This window comes from Franconibacter sp. IITDAS19, assembly GCF_023079515.1.
Classification (GTDB): domain Bacteria; phylum Pseudomonadota; class Gammaproteobacteria; order Enterobacterales; family Enterobacteriaceae; genus Franconibacter; species Franconibacter pulveris.
The window spans coordinates 897,278-923,310 of sequence record NZ_JALJCP010000001.1 but is presented as its reverse complement, the minus strand read 5'-3'; the positions used below and the strand labels follow the sequence as shown (position 1 = coordinate 923,310).

Here is a 26,033-nt window from a genome sequence, read left to right as displayed (position 1 = left end):
GGTGCAATGTCTGATAACAGCCAGAAAAAAGTGATCGTCGGAATGTCCGGCGGCGTTGATTCCTCCGTTTCCGCCTACCTGTTGCAACAACAGGGCTATAAGGTGGAAGGCCTGTTCATGAAGAACTGGGAAGAGGATGATGGCGAGGAGTATTGCACCGCCGCCGCCGACCTGGCCGATGCGCAGGCGGTGTGCGACAAGCTCGGTATTGAACTGCACACGGTGAACTTCGCCGCAGAATACTGGGATAACGTGTTCGAACATTTCCTCGCGGAATATAAAGCGGGACGCACGCCGAACCCGGATATCCTCTGCAACAAAGAGATCAAATTCAAAGCGTTTCTGGAATTCGCCGCCGAAGATTTAGGCGCGGATTATATCGCCACCGGCCACTATGTGCGCCGGGCGGATGTTGACGGCAAAAGCCGCCTGCTGCGCGGTCTCGACGGCAACAAAGACCAGAGCTATTTCCTCTATACGCTGGGGCATGAACAAATTGCCCAAAGCCTGTTCCCGGTGGGCGAACTGGAAAAACCCGAAGTGCGCCAGATTGCCGAAGAGCTGGGTCTTGTAACGGCGAAGAAGAAAGACTCTACCGGCATCTGCTTTATCGGCGAACGTAAATTCCGCGAGTTCCTGGGCCGCTATCTGCCAGCGCAGCCGGGTAAAATCGTCAGCGTCGACGGCGATGAAATCGGCGAACATCAGGGACTGATGTATCACACCCTGGGCCAGCGTAAAGGGCTTGGCATTGGCGGTCTGAAAGATGGCGGCGAAGAGCCGTGGTACGTTGTAGATAAAGACGTTGAAAACAATATCCTGATCGTTGCGCAAGGCCATGACCACCCGCGCCTGATGTCGGTCGGGCTCATCGCCCAGCAACTGCACTGGGTGGACCGCGAGCCGCTGACGGCTGAGCTGCGCTGCACCGTGAAAACGCGCTACCGCCAGACGGATATTCCCTGCACTATTCGCCCGCTTGACGATGAGCGAATCGAAGTGCGCTTTGACGAACCGGTCGCCGCCGTGACGCCAGGCCAGTCCGCCGTCTTCTACCTGGGCGAAGTCTGCCTCGGCGGCGGCATCATCGAGCAGCGCCTGCCGCTGCCTGTGTAACGGGTAAACAGCGCACGTAAAGGAGGAAGTGTGGCGAAGAATTATTATGATATTACGCTGGCGCTGGCTGGCATCTGTCAGTCCGCCCGTCTGGTGCAACAGCTGGCGCATCAGGGACACTGCGACAGCGAAGCGATGCGTGTTTCGCTTAGCAGCGTTATCGATCTCAACCCCGCCTCCACGCTCGGCGTTTTTGGCGGCAACGAAGCGAACCTGCGCACTGGCCTCGAAACCCTTATCGGCGTGCTCAACGCCAGCAGCCGCCAGGGGCTCAGCGCCGAACTGACGCGCTACACCCTAAGCCTGATGGTGCTGGAACGTAAGCTTGAAAGCAGCAAAGGGGCGATGGAGACCCTTGGCGAACGCATCGCTGGCCTGCAGCGCCAGCTTGAACACTTCGACCTTGAATCCGAGACCCTGCTAAGCGCCATGGCGGGGATTTATGTGGATGTCGTAAGCCCGCTGGGCCCGCGTATTCAGGTGATGGGGTCGCCCGCCGTGCTGCAAAGCCCGCAGGTGCAGGCCAAAGTGCGCGCCTGCCTGCTGGCGGGCATTCGCGCCGCCGTGCTGTGGCGTCAGACAGGCGGTGGCCGCCTGCAGTTAATGTTTTCCCGTAATCGTCTGGTGACCCAGGCGAAACAGATTCTTGCTCATTGTTAACCTCCCGGAGTTGTGAATTATGGAATTATCCTCACTGACCGCCGTTTCCCCCGTTGATGGACGCTATGGCGATAAAGTCAGCGCGCTGCGCGCTATTTTCAGCGAATTTGGTTTGCTGAAATTCCGCGTACAGGTTGAAGTCCGCTGGCTGCAAAAGCTGGCCGCGCACGCAGCGATCAAGGAAGTTCCTGCTTTTGCCAGAGAAGCAAACGATTACCTTGATAAAATCGTTGCTCAATTCAGTGAAGAAGACGCCGCGCGCATCAAAACCATTGAGCGCACCACTAACCATGACGTTAAAGCGGTGGAATATTTTCTTAAAGAGAAAGTCGCGCAGGTACAGGAACTGCATGCGGTGTCGGAGTTTATTCACTTCGCCTGCACCTCAGAAGACATCAACAACCTCTCCCATGCGCTGATGCTGAAAACCGCCCGCGAAGAGGTAGTGCTGCCTTACTGGCGCAAAATCATCGATGCGGTGAAAGACCTGGCGCACCAGTATCGCGATATCCCGCTGCTTTCTCGCACTCACGGCCAGCCCGCCACCCCGTCCACTATGGGTAAAGAGATGGCGAACGTCGCTTACCGCATGGAGCGCCAGTTCCGCCAGCTGGAACAGGTGGAGATCCTCGGTAAAATCAACGGCGCGGTAGGCAACTATAACGCCCATATCGCCGCTTACCCGGAAGTGGACTGGCATCAGTTCAGCGAAGAGTTTGTCACCTCGCTCGGCATTCAGTGGAACCCGTACACCACCCAGATTGAACCGCACGATTACATCGCCGAGCTGTTCGACTGCATCGCGCGCTTTAACACCATTCTTATCGATTTCGATCGCGACGTCTGGGGCTATATCGCGCTCAACCACTTTAAGCAGAAAACCATCGCGGGCGAGATAGGCTCTTCCACCATGCCGCACAAGGTTAACCCGATCGACTTCGAAAACTCCGAAGGCAACCTGGGGCTGGCCAACGCCGTGCTGCAACACCTGGCGAGCAAACTGCCGGTTTCCCGCTGGCAGCGCGACCTCACGGACTCCACGGTGCTGCGCAACCTCGGCGTCGGCGTGGGTTACGCGCTCATCGCCTACCAGGCGACGCTTAAAGGCGTAAGCAAACTGGAAGTGAACCGCGATCGCCTGCTGGCAGAGCTGGATAGCAACTGGGAAGTGCTGGCGGAGCCTGTTCAGACCGTTATGCGCCGTTACGGCATCGAGAAGCCGTACGAGAAGCTTAAAGAGCTGACCCGCGGCAAACGCGTGGATGCCGAAGGCATGAAGCAGTTTATCGACAGCCTTGAGCTGCCGGAGGAAGAAAAAACCCGCCTGAAGGCGATGACCCCGGCCAACTATCTCGGCCGCGCCATTCAGATGGTGGACGACCTCAAGTAAGCCAGCATGCGCCACCTTCGGGTGGCGTTTTTTTTGCCTGTCTGTCTAAAAGGAGAAGGATGATGAAACGCTATCTCGATCTCAGCGCCTCTGAACTGGCGAACATAGAAAAAGCAGAGCTGCTCTATGCTATTCGCGCCAGCGAGGGCCGCATTCTGGTCAGCGAGTGCATTGGGGCGACCCAGCCGCTGCTTAACACCATCACCAACGCCGAGCTGGCGGCGAGCCAGGGCGCCGATATTCTGCTGCTCAACCTTTTTGACGTACAGGCGCCGCATATCGCCGGGCTGCCGGAAGGCATCGCGCCGCAAGAGACGCTACGCGAGCTTAAGCGCCTGACCGGCCGGGTGATTGGCGTTAACCTGGAAGCGGTAGACCCGGCTTACGCCACGGAGCATAACGATTTTTGGCAAATGACCGCCGGGCGCGCCGCAACGGTGGAAAACGCGCAAAAGCTGTATGAGATGGGCGCGCGCATCGTGGTGCTTACCGGCAACCCTAACAACGGCGTCAGCAACCAGGCCATCGCCGATGCGCTGAAAGCGATTCGCGATGCGGTGGGCGACAAGCTGGTGCTGATTACCGGGAAAATGCACGGCGCGGGGATTGTGCGCGAAAGCGGCAGCGCGCTTATCAGCGAGCGGGATATCGCGCTGTTTGTTGAAAATGGCGCCGACGTGGTGCTGCTTCCGGCTCCCGGCACGATCCCCGGCATGTCGCAGGAGAAAGTGGCGAAGCTCATTGATTTCACCCACCAGCAGGGGGCGCTGGCGATGACCGCCATCGGCACCTCGCAGGAAGGGGGCGAACGCGAAACCATCCGCCAGATGGCGTTGATGAGCAAGATGGCAGGCGCGGATCTTCACCATATCGGCGATACCGGCTGGCTCGGACTCGCCCTGCCGGAAAACATTTTCACCTATAGCGTGGCAATACGCGGCGTACGCCACACTTACAGCCGTATCGCCCGCTCGGTGCTGCGCTAAGCCGCCCCGGCGGTTTAAAGAATGTTTATCACGCTGGCGGCATAATTAGCGTTACACTATTTATGCAATTGATATAAGAGGATTCACGATGCGCGTGCTGGTTGTGGAGGATAACGCCCTGCTGCGTCACCATCTTAAGGTGCAGCTGAGCGAACTGGGTCATCAGGTCGATGCCGCGGAAGACGCGAAAGAGGCGGATTATTTCCTCAACGAACACCTGCCCGATATCGCCATCGTGGATTTAGGGCTGCCTGACGAAGATGGCCTGAGCCTTATCAAACGCTGGCGCAACCACGATGTCACCCTGCCGGTGCTGGTGCTCACCGCCCGCGAAGGCTGGCAGGATAAAGTGGAGGTGCTGGGCGCCGGGGCGGATGATTACGTCACTAAACCGTTTCATATTGAAGAGGTGGTGGCGCGCATGCAAGCGCTGCTGCGCCGTAACAGCGGCCTTGCCTCGCAGATTATCTCCCTGCCGCCCTTTCAGCTCGATCTCTCCCGCCGTGAACTCGCCATCCATGATAACCCTGTCAAGCTCACTGCGTTTGAGTACACCATTATGGAAACGCTTATCCGCAACGTCGGCAAAGTGGTGAGCAAAGAGTCGCTGATGCTTCAGCTTTACCCGGACGCCGAGCTGCGTGAAAGCCATACTATCGACGTGCTGATGGGCCGCCTGCGTAAGAAGATTCAGGCAGAGCACGCCGGCGAGGTGATAACCACCGTACGCGGCCAGGGCTACCGCTTCGACCTGCGATAGATGAAAACGCTGCTGCGGCATATTCTGCCGCTCTCCTTGCGGGTCCGCTTTTTGCTGGCTACCGCCGCCGTGGTGCTGGTGCTCTCTCTTGCCTATGGCGCAGTAGCGCTGGTGGGCTACAGCGTGAGCTTCGACAAAACCACCTTTCGCCTGCTGCGCGGCGAAAGCAACCTGTTCTATACCCTCGCCAGCTGGCAAAACAACCGGCTTAGCGTTGAGATCCCGGAAAATCTGGATATCCAGAGCCCGACGATAGCGCTGATTTACGATGAGAGAGGCCATCTGCTCTGGGCGCAGCGCAACCTGCCCTGGCTTATCAAGAAAATTCGCCCCGACTGGCTTACCGCCAACGGCTTCCACGAGCTGGAGGCCAACTTTCGCGCCAGTAGCGACCTGCTCGGCGCCAACCACTCCCTGCAAAAACAGCTCAGCGATTTTCGCCGCGAAGAAGATGATAACGAGATGACCCACTCGGTGGCGGTTAACCAGTACCCCGCTACGGCCAGAATGCCCGCACTGACGGTGGTGGTGGTGGATACCATTCCGATGGAGCTCAAAGGCAGCTACACCGTCTGGAACTGGTTTATCTATGTGCTAATGGCCAACCTGCTGCTGGTGATTCCGCTGCTCTGGCTGGCGGCCTGGTGGAGCTTACGGCCTATCGAGGCGCTGGCGGGCGAGGTGCGCGAGCTGGAAGAGCATCACCGTGACCGGCTCAATCCTGAAACGACGCGTGAACTGACAAGCCTTGTCAGCAACCTCAACCGGCTGCTGAAAAGCGAGCGCGAACGCTACGACAAATACCGTCATACGCTGACTGACCTGACGCACAGCCTGAAAACGCCGCTGGCGGTGCTGCAAAGCACGCTGCGTTCGCTGCGCACCGGCAAGCTGGATGTGGAAAAAGCGGAGCCGGTGATGCTTGAACAGATAAGCCGTATTTCACAGCAAATCGGTTATTACCTGCACCGCGCCAGTATGCGCAGCGACAGTCTGCTGCTGAGCCGCGAGCTGCATTCCGTCGCGCCGCTGCTGGACAACCTCACCTCCGCACTGAACAAGGTTTACCAGCGCAAAGGGGTCACTATCACGCTTGATATCTCGCCGGAGATAACCTTTATCGGCGAGCAGAACGACTTTATGGAAGTGATGGGCAATCTGCTGGATAACGCCTGCAAATACTGCCTGGAGTTCGTTGAAGTGAGCGCCCGTCAGAGCGATGACCAGCTGCGCCTGATAGTAGAGGATGACGGGCCGGGCATTCCGCACAGCAAACGGGCGCTGGTCTTTGACCGGGGACAACGCGTTGATACGCTGCGCCCGGGCCAGGGCGTGGGGCTGTCGGTCGCCCGCGAAATCGTTGAGCAGTACGACGGGGAGATCCTGACCGGCGACAGCGAGCTTGGCGGCGCGCGCATGGAGGTGATTTTCGCCCGTCAGCAGCCGATAGCTGGCGAAGCTTCCGCCAGTTCGCGAAAAAACAACCTAAACAGCCACGCAGAGTGAGCAGCGTCCGTTATAATCCGACTCATATTCTGAGCCTGCGGAACACAATATGGACTATCACGTAGAAATAAACTGGCCCGACTTTATTGAACGCTACTGGCAAAAACGCCCGGTAGTGCTCAAGCGCGGCATTAAAAACTTCATCGACCCCATTTCCCCGGATGAGCTGGCGGGGCTGGCGATGGAAAACGAAGTGGACAGCCGCCTGGTGAGCCATCTTGATGGCAAATGGCAGGTGAGCCACGGGCCGTTTGAAAGCTACGATCACTTAGGCGAAAACGACTGGTCGCTGCTGGTGCAGGCGGTGGATCACTGGCATGAACCCACGGCCGCGCTGATGCGCCCTTTCCGCGCCCTGCCCGACTGGCGCATCGACGATCTGATGATCTCTTTCTCTGTGCCGGGCGGCGGCGTCGGTCCGCATCTCGATCAGTACGACGTGTTTATCATTCAGGGCGCCGGCCGCCGCCGCTGGCGCGTGGGTGAAAAGACGCCGATGAAGCAGCATTGCCCTCACCCGGACCTGCTGCAGGTGGATCCGTTTGATGCAATCATTGATGAAGAGATGGAGCCAGGCGACATCCTTTATATTCCGCCGGGCTTTCCGCATGAAGGCTATTCGCTGGAAAACTCCCTCAACTACTCTGTTGGCTTTCGCGCGCCGAGCGGCCGGGAGCTTATCAGCGGCTTTGCGGATTACGTACTGCAGCGTGAACTGGGCGGCCAGCGTTACAGCGACCCGGATGTGCCGCTGCGCGCGCAGCCAGCGGATATCGTGCCGGCGGAGCTGGATAAGCTGCGCGGCATGATGCTTGAGCTGATTGATCAGCCGGAGCATTTCAACGCCTGGTTTGGCGAGTTCATCACCCAGTCGCGTCACGAACTGGACGTTGCGCCGCCGGAACCGCCTTATCAGCCAGATGAGATTTACGATGCCCTGAAGCAGGGCGACAAGCTGGTGCGTCTGGGCGGCCTGCGCGTACTGCGCATCGGCGAAGAGGTGTTTGTTAACGGCGAGAAAATCGACAGCCCGCATCGCCCGGCGCTTAACGCGCTGGCAAACCATGTGGTGCTGAGCGACGCGCTGTTTGCCGACGCGCTGGAAGACCCATCCTTCCTCGCCACGCTGGCGGCGCTGGTTAACAGCGGCTACTGGTATTTCGAAGATTAAGCAGCTGGCTTTTGCCCCTTACCCTTTCCCGAAGATGTGAGGGGCACAGCCTTTACAGGGCGGTTAAGCAACGCGCCGCCCGTCGCGACTTCGGGAAACAGGTAAAGCTACGCGCGCTGCGCCGTTAACTCAACAATGCGCACGATAACCGCTACCGCTTTCTCCATGCCTTCCAGCGACGCGAATTCATGCTTGCCGTGATAGTTATACCCACCGGTGAAAATATTCGGGCAGGGTAAGCCCATAAAAGAAAGCTGCGCGCCGTCGGTGCCGCCGCGAATCGGCTTCATTATCGGTTCAATATCGCAATCGCGCATCGCCTGCTCGGCAATGCTGATAATGTGCGGGTGTTCTGCGACCTTCTCGCGCATATTGTAGTAGCTGTCTTCTATCGCCAGTTCGATATAGCAATCCGGGTGCAACCCTTTGCCGACTTTTTTGGCGATCTCCATCATCTTGCGCTTACGCGCCTCAAAACCGCCACGCTCAAAGTCGCGAATGATGTAGTGCATCTCCGCCCGGTCAACGGTGCCTTTGATACTCGTGAGATGATAAAAACCTTCATAGCCTTCAGTGCACTCAGGGCTTTCATCGGCAGGCACTTCGGCATGCAGGCGAGCGGCGAGCGACAACGCATTCACCATCACCCCTTTCGCGGTGCCGGGATGCACGTTGTTACCGACAATTTTGATGGTAACCGAGGCGGCGTTAAAGTTTTCAAACTCCAGCTCGCCTATGCCACCGCCATCCATGGTGTAAGCCCAGCGGGCGTCAAACGCCTCAACGTCAAAATGTTTCGCCCCTTTACCCACCTCTTCATCCGGGGTGAACGCCACGCGGATATCGCCATGCGGCACATTTTTTTGCTTGAGGGTCGCCAGCGCGGTCATTATCTCCGCCACGCCCGCTTTATCATCCGCGCCCAGCAGCGTTTTGCCGTCGGTGGTAATCAGCGTATGCCCCAGCAGTTGATGAAGCACCGGGAACATCACCGGCGAGAGAATCTCTTCGCCTGTCCCTAACGCAATATCACCGCCGCGGTAGTTTTCCACGATCTGCGGGTTAACGTTTTTGGCGGTGAAGTCAGGGGAGGTATCGACGTGGGAAATAAATCCAATCGGCGGCACCGGTTTCGCCACGTTGGAAGGCAGCGTTCCCATCACCGTGCCGTGCTCGCTGAGAGTGACGTTCACCAGTCCCAGCTCCTCAAGCTGGCTTTTCAGCAACCGCAGCAGCTTCCACTGCCCCTCTGTGCTCGGCACCTGACGCACGCCAGGCTTTGACTGGGTGTCCAGAGAGACATACTGCAGAAACCGCTCGAGTAATTTATCCATAGTGTCACCCTCTTGATTTTTGTGACCTCATTATCAATAACCCGCAACACAGAGTTATTGCGTCAGGTCACTTTTAGCAGGACGGCGGAGGAAATAATCCTCCGCTGAATCTGTTTCTCTTTAGCATCCAGAGCGGCGGCTACGCCACCTTTTTATTTCAGGCGGTTTCGCCTGCGGCTGCGCGCTCCTGCTCGCCAAAGCGCTGGCGCATCGCGGTTTCGATTTGCTCAAGGGATTTCCCGCGGGTCTCCGGCAGCGCCATGGCGACAAAAATCAGCGAGCCGATATTAATCAGCGCAAAGATAAAGAAAGTGGTATTGCCCGCCACCGCCAGCAGTGGAGGAAAGGCGAAGGCCACAATGGCGTTGCAGATCCACTGGAAAGAGACCGCCGTGCCGGTGAGCGCGCCGCGGACCTTCATCGGGAATAGCTCAGACATCAGCAGCCAGTAAACCGGTGAGATACACATTTGCATAAAGAACAGGAAGACCAGGATGCAGCCGAGCGCCAGCAGGCTCTGCGTCATATCCTGCGGCATAAATACCAGTACGCAACCTAGCGCTATCTGCGCGCAGATAACGATTGTCAGACCAGTCATCAGCATGGGACGTCGGCCAAAACGGCTGACGCCCTTAATGCCCGCAATCGCCGCCAGCACTGAAACGATGCCATTGCCAATCGTCGCCGCGATGGATGCGCTGGTGCCCATGCCGGTGGTTTTAAGAATGATCGGCGTGTAATACATAAAGGCGTTGACGCCGGTGAACTGTAAAACAAACCCCATACCGGCGCCGGTCAACACCAGACGAAGCACCCATTTTTGTTTCAGCAATTCCTTTGTTGAAGGCCCCTGTTGCGATTCGCGGGCCTGCTGCTTCATATCCGACATCTCTTTTTGCACTTCGCGCGGGTGTTCACGAAGGGTCTTCAATACGCGTAAGGCATCTTTGACCCGGCCTTCGGCAACCAGCCAGTGCGGCGAAGCAGGAACGAAAAAAGTGCCGATAAACAGCAACACGCCCGGCACCATCGCCAGCGCCAGCATATAGCGCCACAGATGCGGATCGTTTAAGAGATAGCTCATCAGCGCGCTAACGATATAGGCCACGAGCTGGCCTGAGACAATCATCAGCTCATTACGGCTGACCAGCGGCGCACGTTTGCGCGGCCCGGCTATCTCGGCGATAAAAACCGGTACGGTAGAGGAGCCGCCGCCTACCGCGACGCCAAGCAAAAAGCGCATCACGATCATGATATTGACCGTTGGCGCCAGCGCCGTGCCCAGCGCGCCTAACACAAAGAGCAGCGCAAGGCTGCGTAAGGTAATGCGTCTGCCGAAGCGGTCGGAGAGATAGCCGCTCAGAAACGCCCCCAGCGCGGCGCCGAAAATCAAAGAGGAGGTCACTAAACCTTCAGTAAACGGGTTCAGCCCCAGCCCGCCCTGCGCCGCCGGCAATGTCATAAACGGCAGCGCGCCGGAAATAATGCCCGTATCGTACCCGTATGCCAGCGAGCCCATTGTCGCCACCAGCACCACAAAAAAGAGGCGCTGGCGGACGCTGTCGCCTGAAGCCTGTTCAGGTGTTTCTTTGTCGTAATCGTTTGTTTCCATAGTATTCCTTCCCTGTTAAGGCTTTAGTCTGGCGAAACCCGAAGCGCAGGCGCCTGTATTATTTAACGTTCCTTATGAATTATAGGCAGCGCCTCGCTTTCAATAGATTTATGTGATGGATATCACTAAATCCCAGAATCCTCTTAGGTGCAGGACATACCAGACGAAAGCCGTGAAGCGTGCCAGGCTTTTAGCGAAAAGAAGAAGCGTAAGGGTGCTATCAGACGCTTTCTGGTTCTGTTTTTTGCGCCAGGCAAGCGTCGCGGAAAACGGAAAACGCCATTCTGTGCGGCGGCGCCCCGCTTTTGCGGCAGGTAACAGCCGCAAACCGTCACAACCATTGGCGATTTCAATAGTTTGCCGTAGAATGCCTGCCCTTAATTAAGTGCCAAACCCTAAGGTGGTTCATCACAAACCCCGCATCCGGTCAGCTTCCCGGTGCGTTCTTAACGGGACAGAGTTAAAAATTGAATACACAACCACGCGCGCTTTCCCCGCTGCTGCAACTGGCGGGCATTGAAAAAAGCTTTGATGGTAAGCACGTCATTTCTGATTTCTCCCTCACCATTAATCATGGCGAATTCCTGACACTCCTTGGGCCTTCCGGCTGCGGCAAAACCACCGTGTTACGGCTTATCGCCGGGCTGGAGAATGTCGACGCGGGCGAGATAACCCTCGAAGGCCAGTCCATTACTCAGGTGCCGGCGGAACACCGCCACGTCAATACCGTTTTCCAGAGCTACGCGCTCTTTCCGCATATGACGGTGTTTGAAAACGTCGCTTTCGGCCTGCGCATGCAGAAAACCCCGGCCAGCGAAATCGCCCCGCGCGTTACCGAAGCGCTGAAAATGGTGCAACTGGAAGCGTTCGCCGAACGTAAACCGCACCAGCTTTCCGGCGGCCAGCAGCAGCGCGTGGCGATTGCCCGCGCCGTGGTGAATAAACCTCGCCTGCTGCTGCTTGATGAATCGCTCTCCGCCCTCGACTATAAGCTGCGTAAACAGATGCAGAATGAGCTTAAGGCGCTGCAGCGTAAGCTCGGCATCACTTTTGTGTTCGTAACGCACGATCAGGAAGAGGCGCTGACCATGTCCGATCGCATCGTCGTGATGCGCGACGGGCGCATTGAGCAGGACGGCAGCCCGCGTGAAATTTACGAAGAGCCGAAGAACCTGTTCGTGGCGAGCTTTATCGGCGAGATTAATATCTTCGACGCCACCGTACTGGAGCCGCTCGCAGACTATCGCGTGCGGGCGGACGTGGAAGGGCGTGAATGTTTTATCACCGTGCCGTTCGCCGTCGAAAAAGGCCAGCGCCTGAAGGTGCTGCTGCGCCCGGAAGATTTGCGCGTTGAGGAGATTAACGGCGCCTGCGACGCGGAAGGGTTGATAGGTTACGTGCGCGAGCGCAACTACAAAGGCATGACGCTGGAATCCGTGCTGGAGCTGGAAAACGGCAAAATGGTGCAGGTGAGCGAATTCTTCAATGAAGACGACCCCGATGTTGACCATTCGCTAAACCAAAAAATGGCGGTCACCTGGGTCGAGAGCTGGGAGGTGGTGCTGGCCGATGAAGAGCTCGCGTAAATTCCAGAATGTGGTGATCGCCACGATCGTCGGCTGGCTGCTGCTGTTTGTTTTTCTGCCCAACCTGATGATTATCGCAACCAGTTTCCTGACCCGCGACGACGCGAATTTCGTCAAGCTGGTCTTTACGCTGGATAACTACGCGCGTCTGCTCGACCCGCTCTACTTCCAGGTGCTGCTGCACTCGCTGAATATGGCGCTGCTGGCAACGCTCGCCTGTCTGGCGCTCGGCTACCCCTTCGCCTGGTTTCTGGCGAAGCTGCCGGAAAAAGTGCGCCCGCTGCTGCTGTTTCTGCTGATTGTTCCTTTCTGGACGAACTCACTAATTCGCATTTACGGGCTGAAGATATTTCTTAGCACCAAAGGGTATCTCAACACCTTTCTGCTCTGGCTCGGCGTGATTGATGAGCCGATGCGCATTATGTATACCCCCTCCGCCGTCATTATCGGCCTGGTCTATATTCTGCTGCCATTTATGGTGATGCCGCTCTACTCCAGCATTGAAAAGCTGGATAAGCCGCTGCTGGAGGCCGCGAGAGACCTCGGCGCTGGCAAGCTGCAAACTTTTATTCGCATCATCATTCCGTTGACCATGCCGGGCATTGTGGCCGGCTGCTTGCTGGTAATGCTCCCGGCAATGGGACTGTTTTACGTTTCGGACCTGATGGGCGGTGCGAAAAACTTGCTTATCGGCAACGTGATTAAGAGCCAGTTCCTGAATATCCGCGACTGGCCTTTTGGCTCGGCCACCAGCATTACGCTGACCGCAGTCATGGGGCTGATGCTGCTCTTTTACTGGCGCGCCGCGCGCCTGCTTAATAAGAAGGTGGAACTGGAATGATTGGCCGACTGCTCAAGGGCGGTTTTATGGCCGCCATTTATGCTTACCTTTATATCCCGATCATTATTCTGATCGTGAACTCGTTCAACAGCTCGCGCTTCGGCATCAACTGGCAGGGGGTCACCACTCACTGGTACAGCCTGCTGATGAACAACGACAGCCTGCTGCAGGCGGCGCAACACTCACTCACCATGGCGGTGTTTTCGGCGACGTTCGCCACGCTTATCGGCTCGCTGACCGCTGTAGCGCTCTACCGCTACCGCTTTCGCGGCAAGCCGTTCGTCAGCGGCATGCTGTTTGTGGTGATGATGTCGCCGGATATCGTGATGGCAATTTCGCTGCTGGTGCTCTTTATGCTGCTGGGCGTTTCGCTGGGCTTCTGGTCCCTGCTCTTCTCGCACATCACCTTCTGTCTGCCTTTTGTGGTGGTGACGGTTTACTCGCGCCTGAAAGGGTTCGACGTGAAGATGCTGGAAGCGGCGAAAGATCTGGGCGCGAGCGAAGTGACTATTCTGCGCAAAATTATCCTGCCGCTGGCGATGCCCGCCGTGGCCGCAGGCTGGCTGCTGAGCTTTACCCTGTCGATGGACGACGTGGTGGTCTCCTCGTTCGTAACAGGTCCTGGCTATGAAATTTTACCGCTTAAGATCTATTCCATGGTGAAGGTTGGCGTGTCGCCGGAAGTCAACGCGCTCGCCACCATTTTGCTGGTACTCTCGCTGGCGCTTGTGCTTGCAAGCCAGCTCATCCTTCGTGATAAAACGAAAATTCAGGGGACGTTAAAATGATGAAATGGTCACGCCACCTGCTTGCGGCGGGCGCTCTGGCTCTCGGCATGAACGCCGCGCACGCTGATGACAGCAAAACGATTTATTTCTACAACTGGACCGAGTACGTGCCGCCGGGCCTGCTTGAACAGTTCACCAAAGAGACCGGCATTAAGGTTATCTATTCGACCTATGAATCGAATGAAACCATGTACGCCAAGCTGAAAACCTACAAAGAGGGTGCTTACGATCTGGTGGTGCCTTCCACCTATTTTGTCGACAAGATGCGCAAGGAAGGGATGATCCAGAAGATCGACAAAAGCAAACTCAGCAACTTCCATAACCTCGATCCGGCCATGCTGAACAAGCCGTTCGACCCGGCTAACGATTACTCCATCCCCTATATCTGGGGCGCGACGGCGATCGGCGTTAACAGCGACGCGGTCGATCCGAAAACCGTAACCAGCTGGGCGGATCTCTGGAAGCCGGAGTACAAAGGCAGCCTGCTTTTGACCGACGACGCCCGCGAAGTGTTCCAGATTGCGCTGCGCAAGCTGGGCCTTTCCGGCAACACGACCGACCCGAAAGAGATTGAAGCGGCTTACAAAGAGCTGCAAAAGCTGATGCCTAACGTGGCGGCGTTTAACTCCGATAACCCGGCCAACCCATACATGGAAGGCGAAGTCAACGTGGGGATGGTATGGAACGGCTCCGCCTTTGTGGCGCGCCAGGCCGGTACGCCGCTTGACGTTATCTGGCCGAAAGAAGGCGGCATCTTCTGGATGGACAGCCTCGCCATTCCCGCTAACGCGAAAAACGTCGACGGCGCGCTGAAGCTCATCAATTTCCTGCTGCGCCCGGACGTAGCGAAACAGGTAGCGGAAACCATCGGCTACCCGACGCCGAACCTGGAAGCGCGCAAGCTGCTGAATAAAGAGGTGGCGAACGATAAAACGCTCTATCCGGATGACGCGACTATCAAGAACGGCGAATGGCAGAATGACGTCGGCGACGCCAGCGCGATTTACGAATCGTATTACCAGAAGCTGAAGGCGGGTCGCTAAGCCTTAGCGGCGGCAACCGTGGCGGGTGGCGCGCTGCGCACCCGCCCTGCACTGCTGGCAACGCAGGATGTTTTGTCGGGTGGGCGCGCAGCGCCCCACCTTATTGCACGCCGCCGTTTAAAGCCCTTTTAGCAGCTTATCTACAAACTCCGGCACCACCTGGCTTGCCAGTCCGTAATGTTTCTCTTCAAACTCGCTGCCGACCTGGCTTGGCTCAAGGTTGAGTTCAACGGTATGCGCGCCCTGCAGCTTCGCTTCGTGAACAAAACCCGCCGCCGGGTAGACGTGGCCGGACGTGCCGATAGCGATAAAGACATCCGCCATCGCCAGCGCTTCATAAATGCGATCCATGCCGAGCGGCATTTCGCCAAACCAGACCACGTGCGGGCGCAGCGGCGAAGGAAACTGGCAGCAGTGACACTTATCCTGCGTCGTTACGTCGCCTGTCCACGCCAGCACCTGCCCGCTGCGCGCGCAGCGCACTTTCAGCAGCTCGCCGTGCATGTGCAGCACATTTTCGTTGCCCGCTCTTTCATGCAGGTTGTCGATATTCTGCGTTATCAGCAAAAAGCGGTCGCCCAGCGCTTGCTCAAGACGCGCCAGCGCCAGGTGCGCGGCGTTGGGCTGGATTTCCGCCTGCTGAAGCTGGCGGCGGCGCTCGTTGTAAAAGCGCTGAACCAGCGCCGGGTTACGGGCGAAACCTTCGGGCGTCGCCACATCCTCCACGTGATGCTCTTCCCACAGGCCATCCGCCGCACGGAAGGTTTTAATGCCCGATTCCGCTGAAATCCCCGCGCCTGTCAGCACCACCACTCTTGGTTTTTCCATCACTTCCGGCACCCCTGTGTCTCTGAAAAAAATACGCTGGCGCAACCGCTCGCGCAGCCGACGCTTATTCCTTCGAAACCGGCTGAGCCGGTGTTGACGACGCGATAGCATAACCACTCCGGAAGTTAATCGGTCAGATGCAGGAAAGCCGCACCGCGCATGCCGCCGGCATCGCCGTGCCGGGCAGCTTCAATGCGCGGCGCTTTCGCCACCGGCAATAAATGCGGCGCCAGCCGTTGCGGCAGTTGCTCCACAAGGTAAGTAAAGTTCGACAGGCCGCCGCCCAGCACCAGCAGATCCGGGTCAATGGCGGTCAGCAGGTTGCCCAGGCAGACCGCCAGCAGGTCCACAAATCGCTCTACATGTTCGCGCGCCTGCGCATCGTGCTGTTGCCAGCGGTGGATAATGTCGGGCGCGCTTAATGATTGATGGTAGAAGTGTTGATGCAGCCATGCAAAGCCGCCGCCGGAAAGCAGCGTCTCCATGCAGCCGGTTTTACCGCAGCCGCAGCGTATAAGCGGCGTATCGCGCCCGATGACATCCAGCGCATCAACAGGCAACCGCATATGGCCAAACTCGCCGGTAATAAAGCGGCGTCCGCTTACCGCTTTGCCGTGATAAACAATGCCGCCGCCCACGCCGGTGCCGAGAATAAGCCCCATCACCAGCGGGTAGCGGCGGAATTCGTCGTCCCAGGCTTCCGACAGCGCAAAGCAGTTGGCGTCGTTCTCCATGCGCACTTCGCGCCCTAACAGCGAAGATAAATCTGCCTTCAGCGGCCTGCCGCTGGCGGCGGGGAGATTGGCGGCGTAGAGGGTGCCGTCATCGGTTATCGGCATGCCGGGAATGCCGATGCCGACGCGCCCGACAACAGCAAAGCGGCTATCGGCCTCTTCCACCAGTTCGCGAAGAGCGGCGAGGAACTGCGCGTAGCCGCTATGCGGCGTGGCGACGCGCTTTTCCCACTGTAGCCGCCGGTTCTCGTCATAGACGCCAAGGGCTATTTTGCTGCCGCCTATATCGAAGCCGTAGTACATAGCCGCTCCTGAAAGTTATTGTCCGCTCAGCACGCGCGCCGGGTCGATGCGGCTTGCGCGCCGAGCCGGGTACCAGCTCGCCAGCAGGCTCAGCAAGAGCGCCGTCACCAGCACATAAACCACATCCAGCCAGTGCAGTTCCGACGGCAGGAAGTCGATAAAGTAAATATCGCCGGAGAGGAAATGATGGCCGAGCAACGTTTCAAGAAAACGAATAATGCCCGTGAGCTGCCAGGAGGCGAGCACGCCTACGACCACGCCGCTTACCGAGCCAAGCAGACCGGCCAGCAGTCCGTACCAGACGAAAATAGCGCGGATCAGGCCATCCTTTGCACCTAATGTACGCAGCACCGCAATATCGCTGCTCTTGTCTTTTACCGCCATCACCAGCGTAGAGACAATATTGAAGCAGGCGACGCCTATCACCAGCACCATCGCCAGATACATAATGGCGCGGATCATCTGGATGTCGCGGTACATATAGCCGTAGGTGCCAATCCAGCTTTTGATGTAAACGTAAGCGTTGGTCACTTCCCCTGCATCACGCACCAGCTTGTTAGCGTTAAACACATCGTTAACTTTAATGGCGATACCCGTGACACTGTCACCCATCTCCAGATACTGCTGCGCGTCCTGCATCGGGATCATGGCGAAGCTGTGATCAAGCTGGCCGCTCAGTTGCAGAATGCCGGCCACATGCAGGCGGACTCGCTTTGGCTGCAGAAGCTTATGCGCAGCGTCAGCGTTGGGAATCATGATGGAGATCCAGTCGCCCTGCTTCACCTTCAGCGCATCGGCGACGCCTTTGCCGAGGATTATCTGCTGCTCGCCCGCTTTAAAGCTCTGCCAGGCGTTGTTCTGCACGAAATTCGGCAGCGCGCTAAGGCGCTTCTCCTGCTGCGGATCCACCCCTTTCACCTGGATGGCGCGCAGATTCACCCCGCTTTCCACCAGCCCGGTAAAGTTGATATAGGGCGCGGCGGCAGCGACGCCTTTTACCTTCTCGACTCGTTGCAGCACGTCGCCCCAGCCGTTCCACGGCTGATTCACCGGCTCAATCTCGCCGTGCGGCACAACCGCCAGAATGCGGTTATTCAGCTCGCGCTCAAAGCCGTTCATAGCGCTCAGGCCGACTATCAGCACCGCCACGCCAAGCGCGATGCCGATAGTGGAGATAATGGAAATCAGCGACACCATGCCGCTACGACGGCGGCCGCGGCTAAAGCGCAGGCCGATTAACAGCGATAAGGGCGACATGCTTAATCCGCCCCCATCAGGGTCAGTTCTGTGTTCAGATGGCCGTCGCGCATCTCAAGACGGCGCGACATGCGTTTCGCCAGCTGAAGGTCATGGGTCACCACCAGAAAAGCGGTGCCCTGCGTTTTATTCAGCTCGCCGAGCAGGGCGAAAATGGCGTCCGCGTTGCGGGCGTCCAGGTTGCCCGTCGGCTCATCTGCCAGCACAAGGCGCGGGTTATTGACCAGCGCGCGCGCGATGGCCACACGCTGACGCTCGCCGCCGGAAAGTTCGGAAGGACGATGACCGGCGCGGTGGTCGAGGCCGACGGCTTTTAGCATCTCAAGCGCCCGCGATTCGGTCTCCGCGCCTTTCTTTTTACCGATAAGCAGCGGCATGGCTACATTTTCCAGGGCGGTGAAGTCCGGCAACAAATGGTGGAACTGGTAGATAAAGCCCAGCTCGCGATTGCGCAGTTCCGCTTTCGCCGCCGAAGAGAGCTTGCTCATCGACTGGCCGTTGAAAATCACATCGCCGGAGGTGGGCGTGTCGAGCCCGCCCAGCAGGTGCAACAGGGTGCTTTTGCCGGAGCCGGAGCTGCCGACAATCGCCATCGTCTCGCCCGCATTCATGCTGAAGCTGACATTGTGCAACACGTCCGTTTGCACTTTGCCTTCCTGGTAGCGTTTGCACAGATTGTCGCACTGTAACAGCACAGTCTTACTCATAACGTAAAGCCTCAGCGGGTTGGGTGGCGGCCGCGCGCCAGGAGGGGTAAAGCGTGGATAACAACGCAATCGCCATCGCCAGCAGAGCAATGCCAATTACCTGTAAAGGTTCGATAACGACAGGCAGCGCCGCGCCGTCAAGAAACGCGCCGATAATCGGCATTAAATTATTAAGCTGGCTGGCCAGTAGCGCGCCAAGCACGGCGCCGAGCAGCGCGCCGATAATCCCGGCGCTCGCGCCCTGCACCATAAACACCGCCATTATCTGGCGGCGCGTCAGCCCCTGGGTTTGCAGTATCGCGACTTCGCCCTGCTTTTCCATCACCATCAGGCCAAGCGACGTGATGATGTTAAACGCGGCGACGGCGACGATAAGACTCAGCAGCAGCCCCATCATGTTTTTCTCCATGCGTACCGCCTGGAAAAGCTCACCCTTACGTTCGCGCCAGTCTTTCCACTCCGTGCCCTGAGGCAGCGCCTGCTGGCTCAACTCGTCGACTTTCAGCGGTTCATCGAGCCACAAGCGCCAGCCGGTGATGTTGCCTGCCGGGTAGCGCATCAGTCTTGATGCGTCCTGAATGTTCGTCAGCATCTGGTAGCCGTCCACTTCACTGTTGGCGGCGAAGGTGCCGATAACGGTAAAGAGACGCTGGCTGGGCACGCGCCCCATCGGCGTAAACTGGCTGGCGGAAGGCACCATCACACGAATCTGATCGCCGCGGTTAACGCCAAGCTGCCCGGCCAGCTGTTCGCCCAGAATGACGTTATATTTGCCCGGCGCTAAGTCGCTTTGCTTAACGTTGACCAGCCAGGGCGTCAGCGGATCCTGCTGTTGCGGGTCGATGCCCAGCATGACACCCACCGACACGCTGCGGGCGCTTTGCAGCACCACGTCGCCGGTGGTTAACGGCGCAACGCGATTGACGCCCTGCAGCTTCAGACCGTTCGCCGGAAGCTCGTCAGGCTTGATGGAGCCTTTTTGAGAGGTGATAAGCGCCTGCGGCATCAGCCCCAGGATGTTGTTTTGCAGCTCGCGCTCAAAGCCGTTCATCACGGAAAGCACCGTGACCAGCGCCAGCACGCCAAGCGTAATGCCGATGGTGGACAGCCAGGAGACAAAACGACCGAAACGGTCCACTGCACGCCCGCGCATATACCGCAGGCCTATAAATAACGCGACAGGTTGATACATGAAATCCGTCTTGTACGGTTGCTAATGCAAAGTGATCAACGATAATAAAGCCCAGATCCGATTTATGGAACCACTAACCCACTCTGTCGCCGGGTTTTTATCCCGGCCTTACGGCACAACCGGAGCGCGTTTCGTCTTCTATGCCTGAACAATATCGTTATTCTCTGCCCGCCAAAGCGGGCGAACAGCGTCAACTGGGTGAGCTGACCGGGTCAGCCGCCGCCTGCGAAGTGGCGGAAATCGCCGAGCGTCATACCGGGCCGGTCGTGCTTGTGGCGCCGGATATGCAAAGCGCCCTGCGTCTGCACGATGAAATTCAGCAGTTTACCGACAGTCTGGTGATGAATCTCGCCGACTGGGAAACCCTGCCTTACGACAGCTTCTCGCCCCATCAGGACATCATCTCCTCCCGGCTCTCCACGCTCTATCAGCTTCCCGCCATGCAGCGCGGCGTGCTGATTATGCCGGTGAATACGCTAATGCAGCGGGTCTGCCCGCACAGTTTCCTGCACGGCCATGCGCTGGTGATGCGCAAAGGCCAGGCGCTTTCGCGCGATACGCTGCGCAGCCAGCTTGATCAGGCGGGCTACCGCAACGTTGACCAGGTGATGGAACATGGCGAATACGCCACCCGCGGCGCACTGCTTGATCTTTACCCAATGGGCAGCACTCAGCCTTACCGTATCGATTTTTTTGATGACGAAATCGACAGCCTGCGCCTGTTTGACGTCGATACCCAGCGCACGCTGGAAGAGGTGGAAGCGATTAATCTACTGCCCGCGCATGAATTCCCCACGGATAAAGCGGCCATTGAACTGTTCCGCAGCCAGTGGCGCGACCGCTTTGAGGTAAAACGCGACGCCGAGCATATCTATCAGCAGGTGAGCAAAGGCACCCTGCCGGCAGGGATTGAATACTGGCAACCGCTCTTTTTCAACGAGCCGCTGCCGCCGCTGTTTAGTTATTTCCCGAAAAATACGCTGGTGATTAACACCGGCGAGCTGGAAAGCAGCGCCGACCGCTTCTGGGCCGATACGGTTGCGCGTTTTGAGAACCGCGGCGTCGATCCGATGCGCCCGCTGCTGCCGCCGGAAACGCTATGGCTAAAAACTGACGAACTGTTTGGCGAGCTGAAACAGTGGCCGCGGGTGCAGTTGAAAAGCGATAAGCTCGCTGACAAAGCCGCGCATACGAATCTCGGCTATCAGGGGCTGCCGGATATCGCAGTCCAGGCGCAGCAGAAAGCGCCGCTCGATAGCCTTCGCCAGTTTCTGGAAAGTTTCGGCGGCCCGGTGGTGTTTTCGGTCGAGAGCGAAGGCCGCCGCGAGGCGCTGGGCGAACTGCTCGCCCGCATTAAAGTGGCGCCGAAGCGCATCTACCGGCTTGATGAAGCCGCGAATGCCGGACGTTATCTGATGATTGGCGCGGCGGAACGCGGTTTTATCGACACATTGCGTAACCGCGCGCTGATTTGCGAAGGCGACCTGCTGGGCGAGCGCGTTACCCGTCGGCGCCAGGATAACCGCCGCACCATCAACCCCGATACCCTTATCCGCAACCTGGCGGAGCTGCATCCGGGCCAGCCGGTGGTGCATTTCGAACATGGCGTTGGCCGCTATGCGGGCATGACCACCCTTGAAGCGGGCGGCATTAAGGGCGAATACCTGATGCTCACCTACGCTAACGACGCGAAGCTTTACGTGCCGGTTTCATCCCTGCACCTGATTAGCCGCTACGCTGGCGGCGCGGAAGAGAACGCGCCGCTGCATAAGCTTGGCGGCGACGCCTGGTCTAAAGCGCGGCAAAAAGCGGCGGAAAAAGTGCGCGACGTGGCGGCGGAGCTGCTCGATATTTACGCCCAGCGCGCGGCGAAGCAAGGTTTTGCGTTTAAACACGACCGCGAGCAGTATCAGCTTTTCTGCGAAGGCTTCCCGTTTGAAACTACCCCAGACCAGGCGCAGGCGATCAACGCCGTACTGAGCGACATGTGCCAGCCGCTGGCGATGGACCGTCTGGTGTGCGGCGACGTAGGCTTCGGCAAAACCGAAGTGGCGATGCGCGCAGCGTTTCTGGCGGTGGAAAACAACAAGCAGGTGGCAGTGCTGGTGCCCACTACCCTGCTTGCCCAGCAACATTATGATAATTTCCGCGACCGCTTCGCCAACTGGCCGGTGCGCATTGAAATGCTTTCTCGCTTTCGCAGCGCCAAAGAGCAAGCGCAGGTGCTGGAACAGGCCGCCGAAGGCAAAGTTGATATCCTCATCGGCACTCATAAACTGCTACAAAGCGATGTGAAGATGAAGGATCTCGGCCTGCTGATTGTCGATGAAGAGCACCGCTTCGGCGTTCGTCACAAAGAGCGCATTAAAGCGATGCGTGCGGATGTCGATATCCTGACGCTCACCGCCACGCCGATTCCGCGAACGCTAAATATGGCGATGAGCGGCATGCGCGATCTCTCAATCATCGCCACCCCCCCTGCCCGGCGCCTGGCGGTGAAAACGTTCGTTCGTGAGTACGACAACCTGGTGGTGCGCGAAGCCATCCTGCGTGAAATCCTGCGCGGCGGCCAGGTTTACTATCTCTACAACGATGTGGAAAACATCCAGAAGGCGGCGGAGCGGCTGGCGAACCTGGTGCCGGAAGCGCGCATTGCGGTAGGTCACGGCCAGATGCGCGAGCGCGAGCTTGAGCGGGTGATGAATGATTTCCATCATCAGCGCTTTAACGTGCTGGTCTGCACCACCATTATCGAAACCGGCATCGATATTCCAACGGCGAACACCATTATTATTGAGCGCGCCGACCATTTCGGCCTGGCGCAGCTGCATCAGCTTCGCGGCCGCGTTGGTCGTTCTCATCATCAGGCTTACGCCTGGCTGCTGACGCCGCATCCGAAAGCGATGACCACCGACGCGCAGAAGCGTCTGGAAGCTATCGCTTCGCTGGAAGATCTCGGCGCCGGTTTCGCACTCGCTACCCATGACCTTGAAATTCGCGGCGCGGGCGAACTGCTTGGCGAAGATCAGAGCGGACAGATGGAAAGCATTGGCTTCTCGCTTTATATGGAACTGCTGGAAAATGCCGTGGATGCGCTCAAGGCGGGCCGCGAGCCTTCGCTTGAGGATTTAACCAGCCAGCAGACGGAAGTGGAGCTTCGCATGCCATCGCTGTTGCCGGAGGACTTCATTCCGGATGTGAACACTCGCCTTTCGTTCTATAAGCGCATCGCCAGCGCGAAGAAAGAGAGAGAGCTGGAAGAGCTGAAGGTTGAATTGATAGACCGCTTCGGCCTGCTGCCGGACCCGGCGCGCAATTTGCTGGATATCGCAAGGCTGCGCCAGCAGGCGCAGAAGCTCGGCATCCGTAAGATTGAAGCCAACGACAAAGGCGGCATGCTGGAATTTGCCGAGAAAAACCATGTCGATCCGGGCTGGCTGATAGGTCTGCTGCAAAAGGAACCACAGCACTACCGGCTTGATGGTCCGACCCGGCTGAAATTCACCCGCGAGCTGGCGGAGCGCAAGATTCGCCTGGAATGGGTACAGAAGTTTATGCAGCAGCTGGCGGAAAACGCCCTCGTCTGATCGCCAAACCTTACGCGGCGCGTTTTCTCCTGACGCGCCGCGTAACTTTACACTCTTTTGCACTCGCCAGGATTTCCTACGCGCTATACCCGCCATACTTCCGGTTAACAACTTAATAATGCTGGATTTAACGCACAGGATAGCTGCGATGACACACTTTACCGCCTCGCTTTACCGCTGGATAACGCTTATACCCTTTGCTGCACTCGCGCTTTATGCAAGCGAAGCCAGCGCCAATACCTACCCTTTACCTGCGCCGGGCAGCCGCCTGGTGGGGGAGACGCTTTATCATACCGTTGCCGATGACGGCGGCTCGCTGGAGGCTATCGCCAAACGCTATAACGTCGGTTTCCTGGCGCTGTTGCAGGCGAACCCGGGCGTCGACCCTTACGTGCCGCGCGCAGGCAGCGTGCTGACCATCCCGCGGCAAATGCTGCTGCCGGATGCGCCGCGTGAAGGCATCATTATCAATCTTGCCGAGCTGCGGCTTTATTATTACGCGCCCGGGGAAAACAGCGTCACCGTTTATCCGGTAGGAATAGGCCAACTGGGCGGCGATACGCTGACGCCTACCATGGTGACGCGCATCTCTCAAAAACGTGAAAATCCGACATGGACTCCGACTGCGGCTATTCGCGCCCGTTATCTCGCTCAGGGCGTTGAACTGCCGCCTGTCGTCCCTGCCGGGCCGGAAAACCCGATGGGGCATCATGCCATTCGCCTCGCAGCGTATGGCGGGGTATACCTGCTGCATGGCACAAACGCGGATTTCGGCATCGGCATGCGCGTAAGCTCCGGCTGTATCCGCCTGCGGGATGACGACATCAAACACCTCTTCAGCACCGTGCCGGTGGGGACAAAAGTCACCATTATTAACGAACCGGTGAAAGCCTCGATAGAGCCGGATGGCCGTCGCTGGATTGAGGTGCATCAGCCGCTTTCTAAGCGCATTGATGACGATCCGAAAACGCAGCCTATTGTGCTGAATGACAAGCTCAAGGCTTTCGAAGCGGCGGCGCAAACGCACAACGAATTCGTCAATAAGGCGCTTACACTGCGCGCGGGCGTCCCTGTCGAGGTGAGCTCGCCGCCAGAAAATGGTGCTATCGACAAGACATAAAAAAAGGCCCTGCCAGAAAGCAGGGCCTTTTTCATTAGAGGGTACAGATTATTTATAAATTACTGCGGTGCCGTGCAGCGTGTTATCACCGGTTACAGAAGTAATGCGCCAGGATTTTGCGCCCATGGCTTCTGCTTTTTGCGATAACGCCTGTTCAACCGAGCCCAGGTTGCTGCCGCCCATGGCGGAGATTGAACCCGCTTTATGCTGATCGGCCGGGGCAGACTGCACCTGAACCGCAGCGACGCTTGCGAAAGAAAGTGAACTCAGTACGGCGATAGCGAGCAGGTTTTTCATATTTTTCATGGTTGTTGTCCTGAAATAGAGGAATAAGAGGTCGTTAAACTGATTAAGTTAACGATCGATAGGTAAATGTTAGGCGTGATCCTCATCACAGTCAACAAGATTTTATAATGATCATTAATTAATAATTAAACGCTATTATTTTCATATAGATAGATAAATAAAATTTAATCCCAACCTCTTATGGCACCTGAGAAGTTTTATTTTTATAATGGGTATTCAGAAAACAGACAGAGGTAAACGGCACCATGACAACTGATGCATCGGGTTGCGCAAAAAAAAGCCGTGGCCGACCAAAAGTGTTCGACAGGGAAGCGGCGCTGGATAAGGCCATGGCGCTGTTCTGGCAGCATGGTTATGAAGCGACCTCCCTCGCCCACCTCGTGGAAGCGACCGGAGCGAAAGCACCTACGCTGTATGCAGAATTTACAAATAAAGAGGGGCTATTTAGGGCGGTGCTGGACCGTTACATCTCGCGTTTTGCGGAAAAACAGGAAGCCCTCCTTTTTGACGACAGTAAGCGCGTTGAAGAGGCGTTAGAATCTTATTGCGCGGAAGTCGCCGCCTGTTTTACCAGCGCAGACACGCCAGCGGGCTGCTTTATCGTTACCACCTCCGCCGCACTAGCCGCCTCTTCGGAAGAGATTGCCAGCGCTATCAAAGCCCGGCACGCGCAACGTGAAGAAACGCTTTTGCGCTTTTTTGAGCAACGGCAGGCTCGGGGCGAAATCCCTGCGTCGTGTAATATTTCCATGCTGGTGCGTTTTGTTTCCTGCATGCTACATGGAATGTCCGTAAGCGCGCGCGAAGGCGCTAAGTGCAATGAACTGAAAGAGATTATTCAGACGCTAATGCGGCTATGGCCGCACCTGGTCAAAGCCTGAACGGAGCGGCGTCAGCGCCGCTCTTTGTCCCTTCCCGCATCATCTCCTCTCATACGATAGGCTTAGCCTATCTCAACAATCGGCCGCACTTATCAGCCAAAAGTGTGAGATTGACTAAAATTTTAAGCACACGAATGATTGTTCGTACGCTAATGATTAGCACCATTCAGACTTTGTTCTGGGCGGTATTACACATCGTCATCAAGACGAGGTCAGGGATGGAAATTAAGTTTTTGCGAGAGTTCCTACAAGGATAACAAGAGACGCAATTTGGCTATGCACATTCAGAAGGAAAATGAACATGATTTTGCTATTACCATTACTT

General features: G+C 57.4%; 22 protein-coding genes. 14 read left to right on the top strand and 8 right to left on the bottom strand.

Annotated features, from left to right (window positions below; genetic code table 11):
• The first annotated feature begins 6 nt into the window (after nt 1–6).
• From mnmA to MT962_RS04475, 7 genes are all read left to right on the top strand, one after another.
• Nucleotides 7–1,116, top strand: a complete 1,110-nt coding sequence (gene mnmA / locus MT962_RS04505) for a tRNA 2-thiouridine(34) synthase MnmA (RefSeq protein ID WP_024555887.1) — start codon at nt 7–9, stop codon at nt 1,114–1,116.
• 30 nt (nt 1,117–1,146) lie between these two features.
• Nucleotides 1,147–1,776: a high frequency lysogenization protein HflD gene (gene hflD / locus MT962_RS04500; RefSeq protein WP_024561530.1), complete on the top strand. Its 630-nt coding sequence runs from the start codon at nt 1,147–1,149 to the stop codon at nt 1,774–1,776.
• A gap of 19 nt (nt 1,777–1,795) precedes the next feature.
• Nucleotides 1,796–3,166: an adenylosuccinate lyase gene (gene purB / locus MT962_RS04495; protein WP_247364732.1), complete on the top strand. Its 1,371-nt coding sequence runs from the start codon at nt 1,796–1,798 to the stop codon at nt 3,164–3,166.
• 62 nt (nt 3,167–3,228) lie between these two features.
• Nucleotides 3,229–4,152, top strand: coding sequence for a haloacid dehalogenase-like hydrolase (locus MT962_RS04490; RefSeq protein WP_247365103.1), 924 nt, complete (start codon nt 3,229–3,231; stop codon nt 4,150–4,152).
• A gap of 88 nt (nt 4,153–4,240) precedes the next feature.
• Entirely contained in the window at nt 4,241–4,912 is a 672-nt protein-coding gene (phoP, locus tag MT962_RS04485) for a two-component system response regulator PhoP (protein WP_024555891.1), read from the top strand.
• Nucleotides 4,913–6,418 carry a two-component system sensor histidine kinase PhoQ gene (phoQ, locus tag MT962_RS04480; protein ID WP_024555892.1) on the top strand — a complete coding sequence of 502 codons (1,506 nt, stop codon included), beginning with the start codon at nt 4,913–4,915 and terminating at the stop codon, nt 6,416–6,418.
• 49 nt (nt 6,419–6,467) lie between these two features.
• Nucleotides 6,468–7,589, top strand: coding sequence for a cupin domain-containing protein (locus tag MT962_RS04475; protein WP_188723311.1), 1,122 nt, complete (start codon nt 6,468–6,470; stop codon nt 7,587–7,589).
• A gap of 107 nt (nt 7,590–7,696) precedes the next feature.
• Here the strand turns inward: MT962_RS04475 and pepT are convergent, their stop codons facing one another.
• Both pepT and MT962_RS04465 read right to left on the bottom strand, forming a co-directional pair.
• Nucleotides 7,697–8,923, bottom strand: a complete 1,227-nt coding sequence (pepT, locus tag MT962_RS04470) for a peptidase T (RefSeq protein ID WP_247364721.1) — start codon at nt 8,921–8,923, stop codon at nt 7,697–7,699.
• 157 nt (nt 8,924–9,080) lie between these two features.
• Complete coding sequence (locus MT962_RS04465) at nt 9,081–10,535, bottom strand: sugar porter family MFS transporter (protein ID WP_247364718.1); 1,455 nt, start codon at nt 10,533–10,535, stop codon at nt 9,081–9,083.
• Between the two features lie 467 nt (nt 10,536–11,002).
• On the opposite strand from MT962_RS04465, the gene potA reads away from it, so the two are divergent.
• From potA to potD, 4 genes are read left to right on the top strand one after another with little or no spacing between them, the layout of a single operon-like run.
• A complete protein-coding gene (gene potA / locus MT962_RS04460; protein ID WP_247364715.1) occupies nt 11,003–12,121 on the top strand; it encodes a spermidine/putrescine ABC transporter ATP-binding protein PotA in 1,119 nt (372 codons plus the stop codon).
• Nucleotides 12,105–12,962 (top strand): spermidine/putrescine ABC transporter permease PotB, encoded by an 858-nt coding sequence (potB, locus tag MT962_RS04455; RefSeq protein ID WP_024561780.1) that lies wholly within the window; start codon nt 12,105–12,107, stop codon nt 12,960–12,962. The genes potA and potB overlap by 17 nt, the downstream gene beginning before the upstream one ends.
• On the top strand, nt 12,959–13,750 hold the full coding sequence (gene potC / locus MT962_RS04450) for a spermidine/putrescine ABC transporter permease PotC (RefSeq protein WP_024555898.1): 792 nt from the start codon (nt 12,959–12,961) through the stop codon (nt 13,748–13,750). The genes potB and potC overlap by 4 nt, the downstream gene beginning before the upstream one ends.
• Nucleotides 13,747–14,793, top strand: a complete 1,047-nt coding sequence (gene potD / locus MT962_RS04445; protein WP_024555899.1) for a spermidine/putrescine ABC transporter substrate-binding protein PotD — start codon at nt 13,747–13,749, stop codon at nt 14,791–14,793. Before potC ends, potD begins: the two co-directional genes overlap by 4 nt.
• 117 nt (nt 14,794–14,910) lie before the next feature.
• On the opposite strand, the gene cobB is transcribed toward potD, so the two are convergent.
• The 5 genes from cobB to lolC are packed head-to-tail and all read right to left on the bottom strand — an operon-like array spanning nt 14,911 to nt 19,814.
• Nucleotides 14,911–15,732 (bottom strand): Sir2 family NAD+-dependent deacetylase, encoded by an 822-nt coding sequence (gene cobB, locus MT962_RS04440; RefSeq protein ID WP_247364714.1) that lies wholly within the window; start codon nt 15,730–15,732, stop codon nt 14,911–14,913.
• A 14-nt stretch (nt 15,733–15,746) separates the two neighbouring features.
• Complete coding sequence (nagK, locus tag MT962_RS04435; RefSeq protein WP_247364711.1) at nt 15,747–16,658, bottom strand: N-acetylglucosamine kinase; 912 nt, start codon at nt 16,656–16,658, stop codon at nt 15,747–15,749.
• Between the two features lie 15 nt (nt 16,659–16,673).
• Complete coding sequence (lolE, locus tag MT962_RS04430) at nt 16,674–17,915, bottom strand: lipoprotein-releasing ABC transporter permease subunit LolE (protein ID WP_029592537.1); 1,242 nt, start codon at nt 17,913–17,915, stop codon at nt 16,674–16,676.
• A 2-nt stretch (nt 17,916–17,917) separates the two neighbouring features.
• Nucleotides 17,918–18,622 (bottom strand): lipoprotein-releasing ABC transporter ATP-binding protein LolD, encoded by a 705-nt coding sequence (gene lolD / locus MT962_RS04425; protein WP_024556726.1) that lies wholly within the window; start codon nt 18,620–18,622, stop codon nt 17,918–17,920.
• Entirely contained in the window at nt 18,615–19,814 is a 1,200-nt protein-coding gene (lolC, locus tag MT962_RS04420) for a lipoprotein-releasing ABC transporter permease subunit LolC (RefSeq protein ID WP_024556725.1), read from the bottom strand. Before lolC ends, lolD begins: the two co-directional genes overlap by 8 nt.
• Before the next feature lie 140 nt (nt 19,815–19,954).
• On the opposite strand from lolC, the gene mfd reads away from it, so the two are divergent.
• Complete coding sequence (gene mfd, locus MT962_RS04415; protein WP_188723304.1) at nt 19,955–23,401, top strand: transcription-repair coupling factor; 3,447 nt, start codon at nt 19,955–19,957, stop codon at nt 23,399–23,401.
• A 148-nt stretch (nt 23,402–23,549) separates the two neighbouring features.
• Nucleotides 23,550–24,521, top strand: coding sequence for a L,D-transpeptidase family protein (locus MT962_RS04410; protein ID WP_247364708.1), 972 nt, complete (start codon nt 23,550–23,552; stop codon nt 24,519–24,521).
• Nucleotides 24,522–24,569: 48 nt separating this feature from the next.
• Here MT962_RS04410 and MT962_RS04405 read toward each other — a convergent pair whose 3' ends face one another.
• Nucleotides 24,570–24,827, bottom strand: a complete 258-nt coding sequence (locus tag MT962_RS04405; protein WP_024556722.1) for a DUF1471 domain-containing protein — start codon at nt 24,825–24,827, stop codon at nt 24,570–24,572.
• A gap of 245 nt (nt 24,828–25,072) precedes the next feature.
• On the opposite strand from MT962_RS04405, the gene MT962_RS04400 reads away from it, so the two are divergent.
• Entirely contained in the window at nt 25,073–25,708 is a 636-nt protein-coding gene (locus tag MT962_RS04400) for a TetR/AcrR family transcriptional regulator (protein ID WP_034882016.1), read from the top strand.
• Nucleotides 25,709–26,033 lie beyond the last annotated feature (325 nt).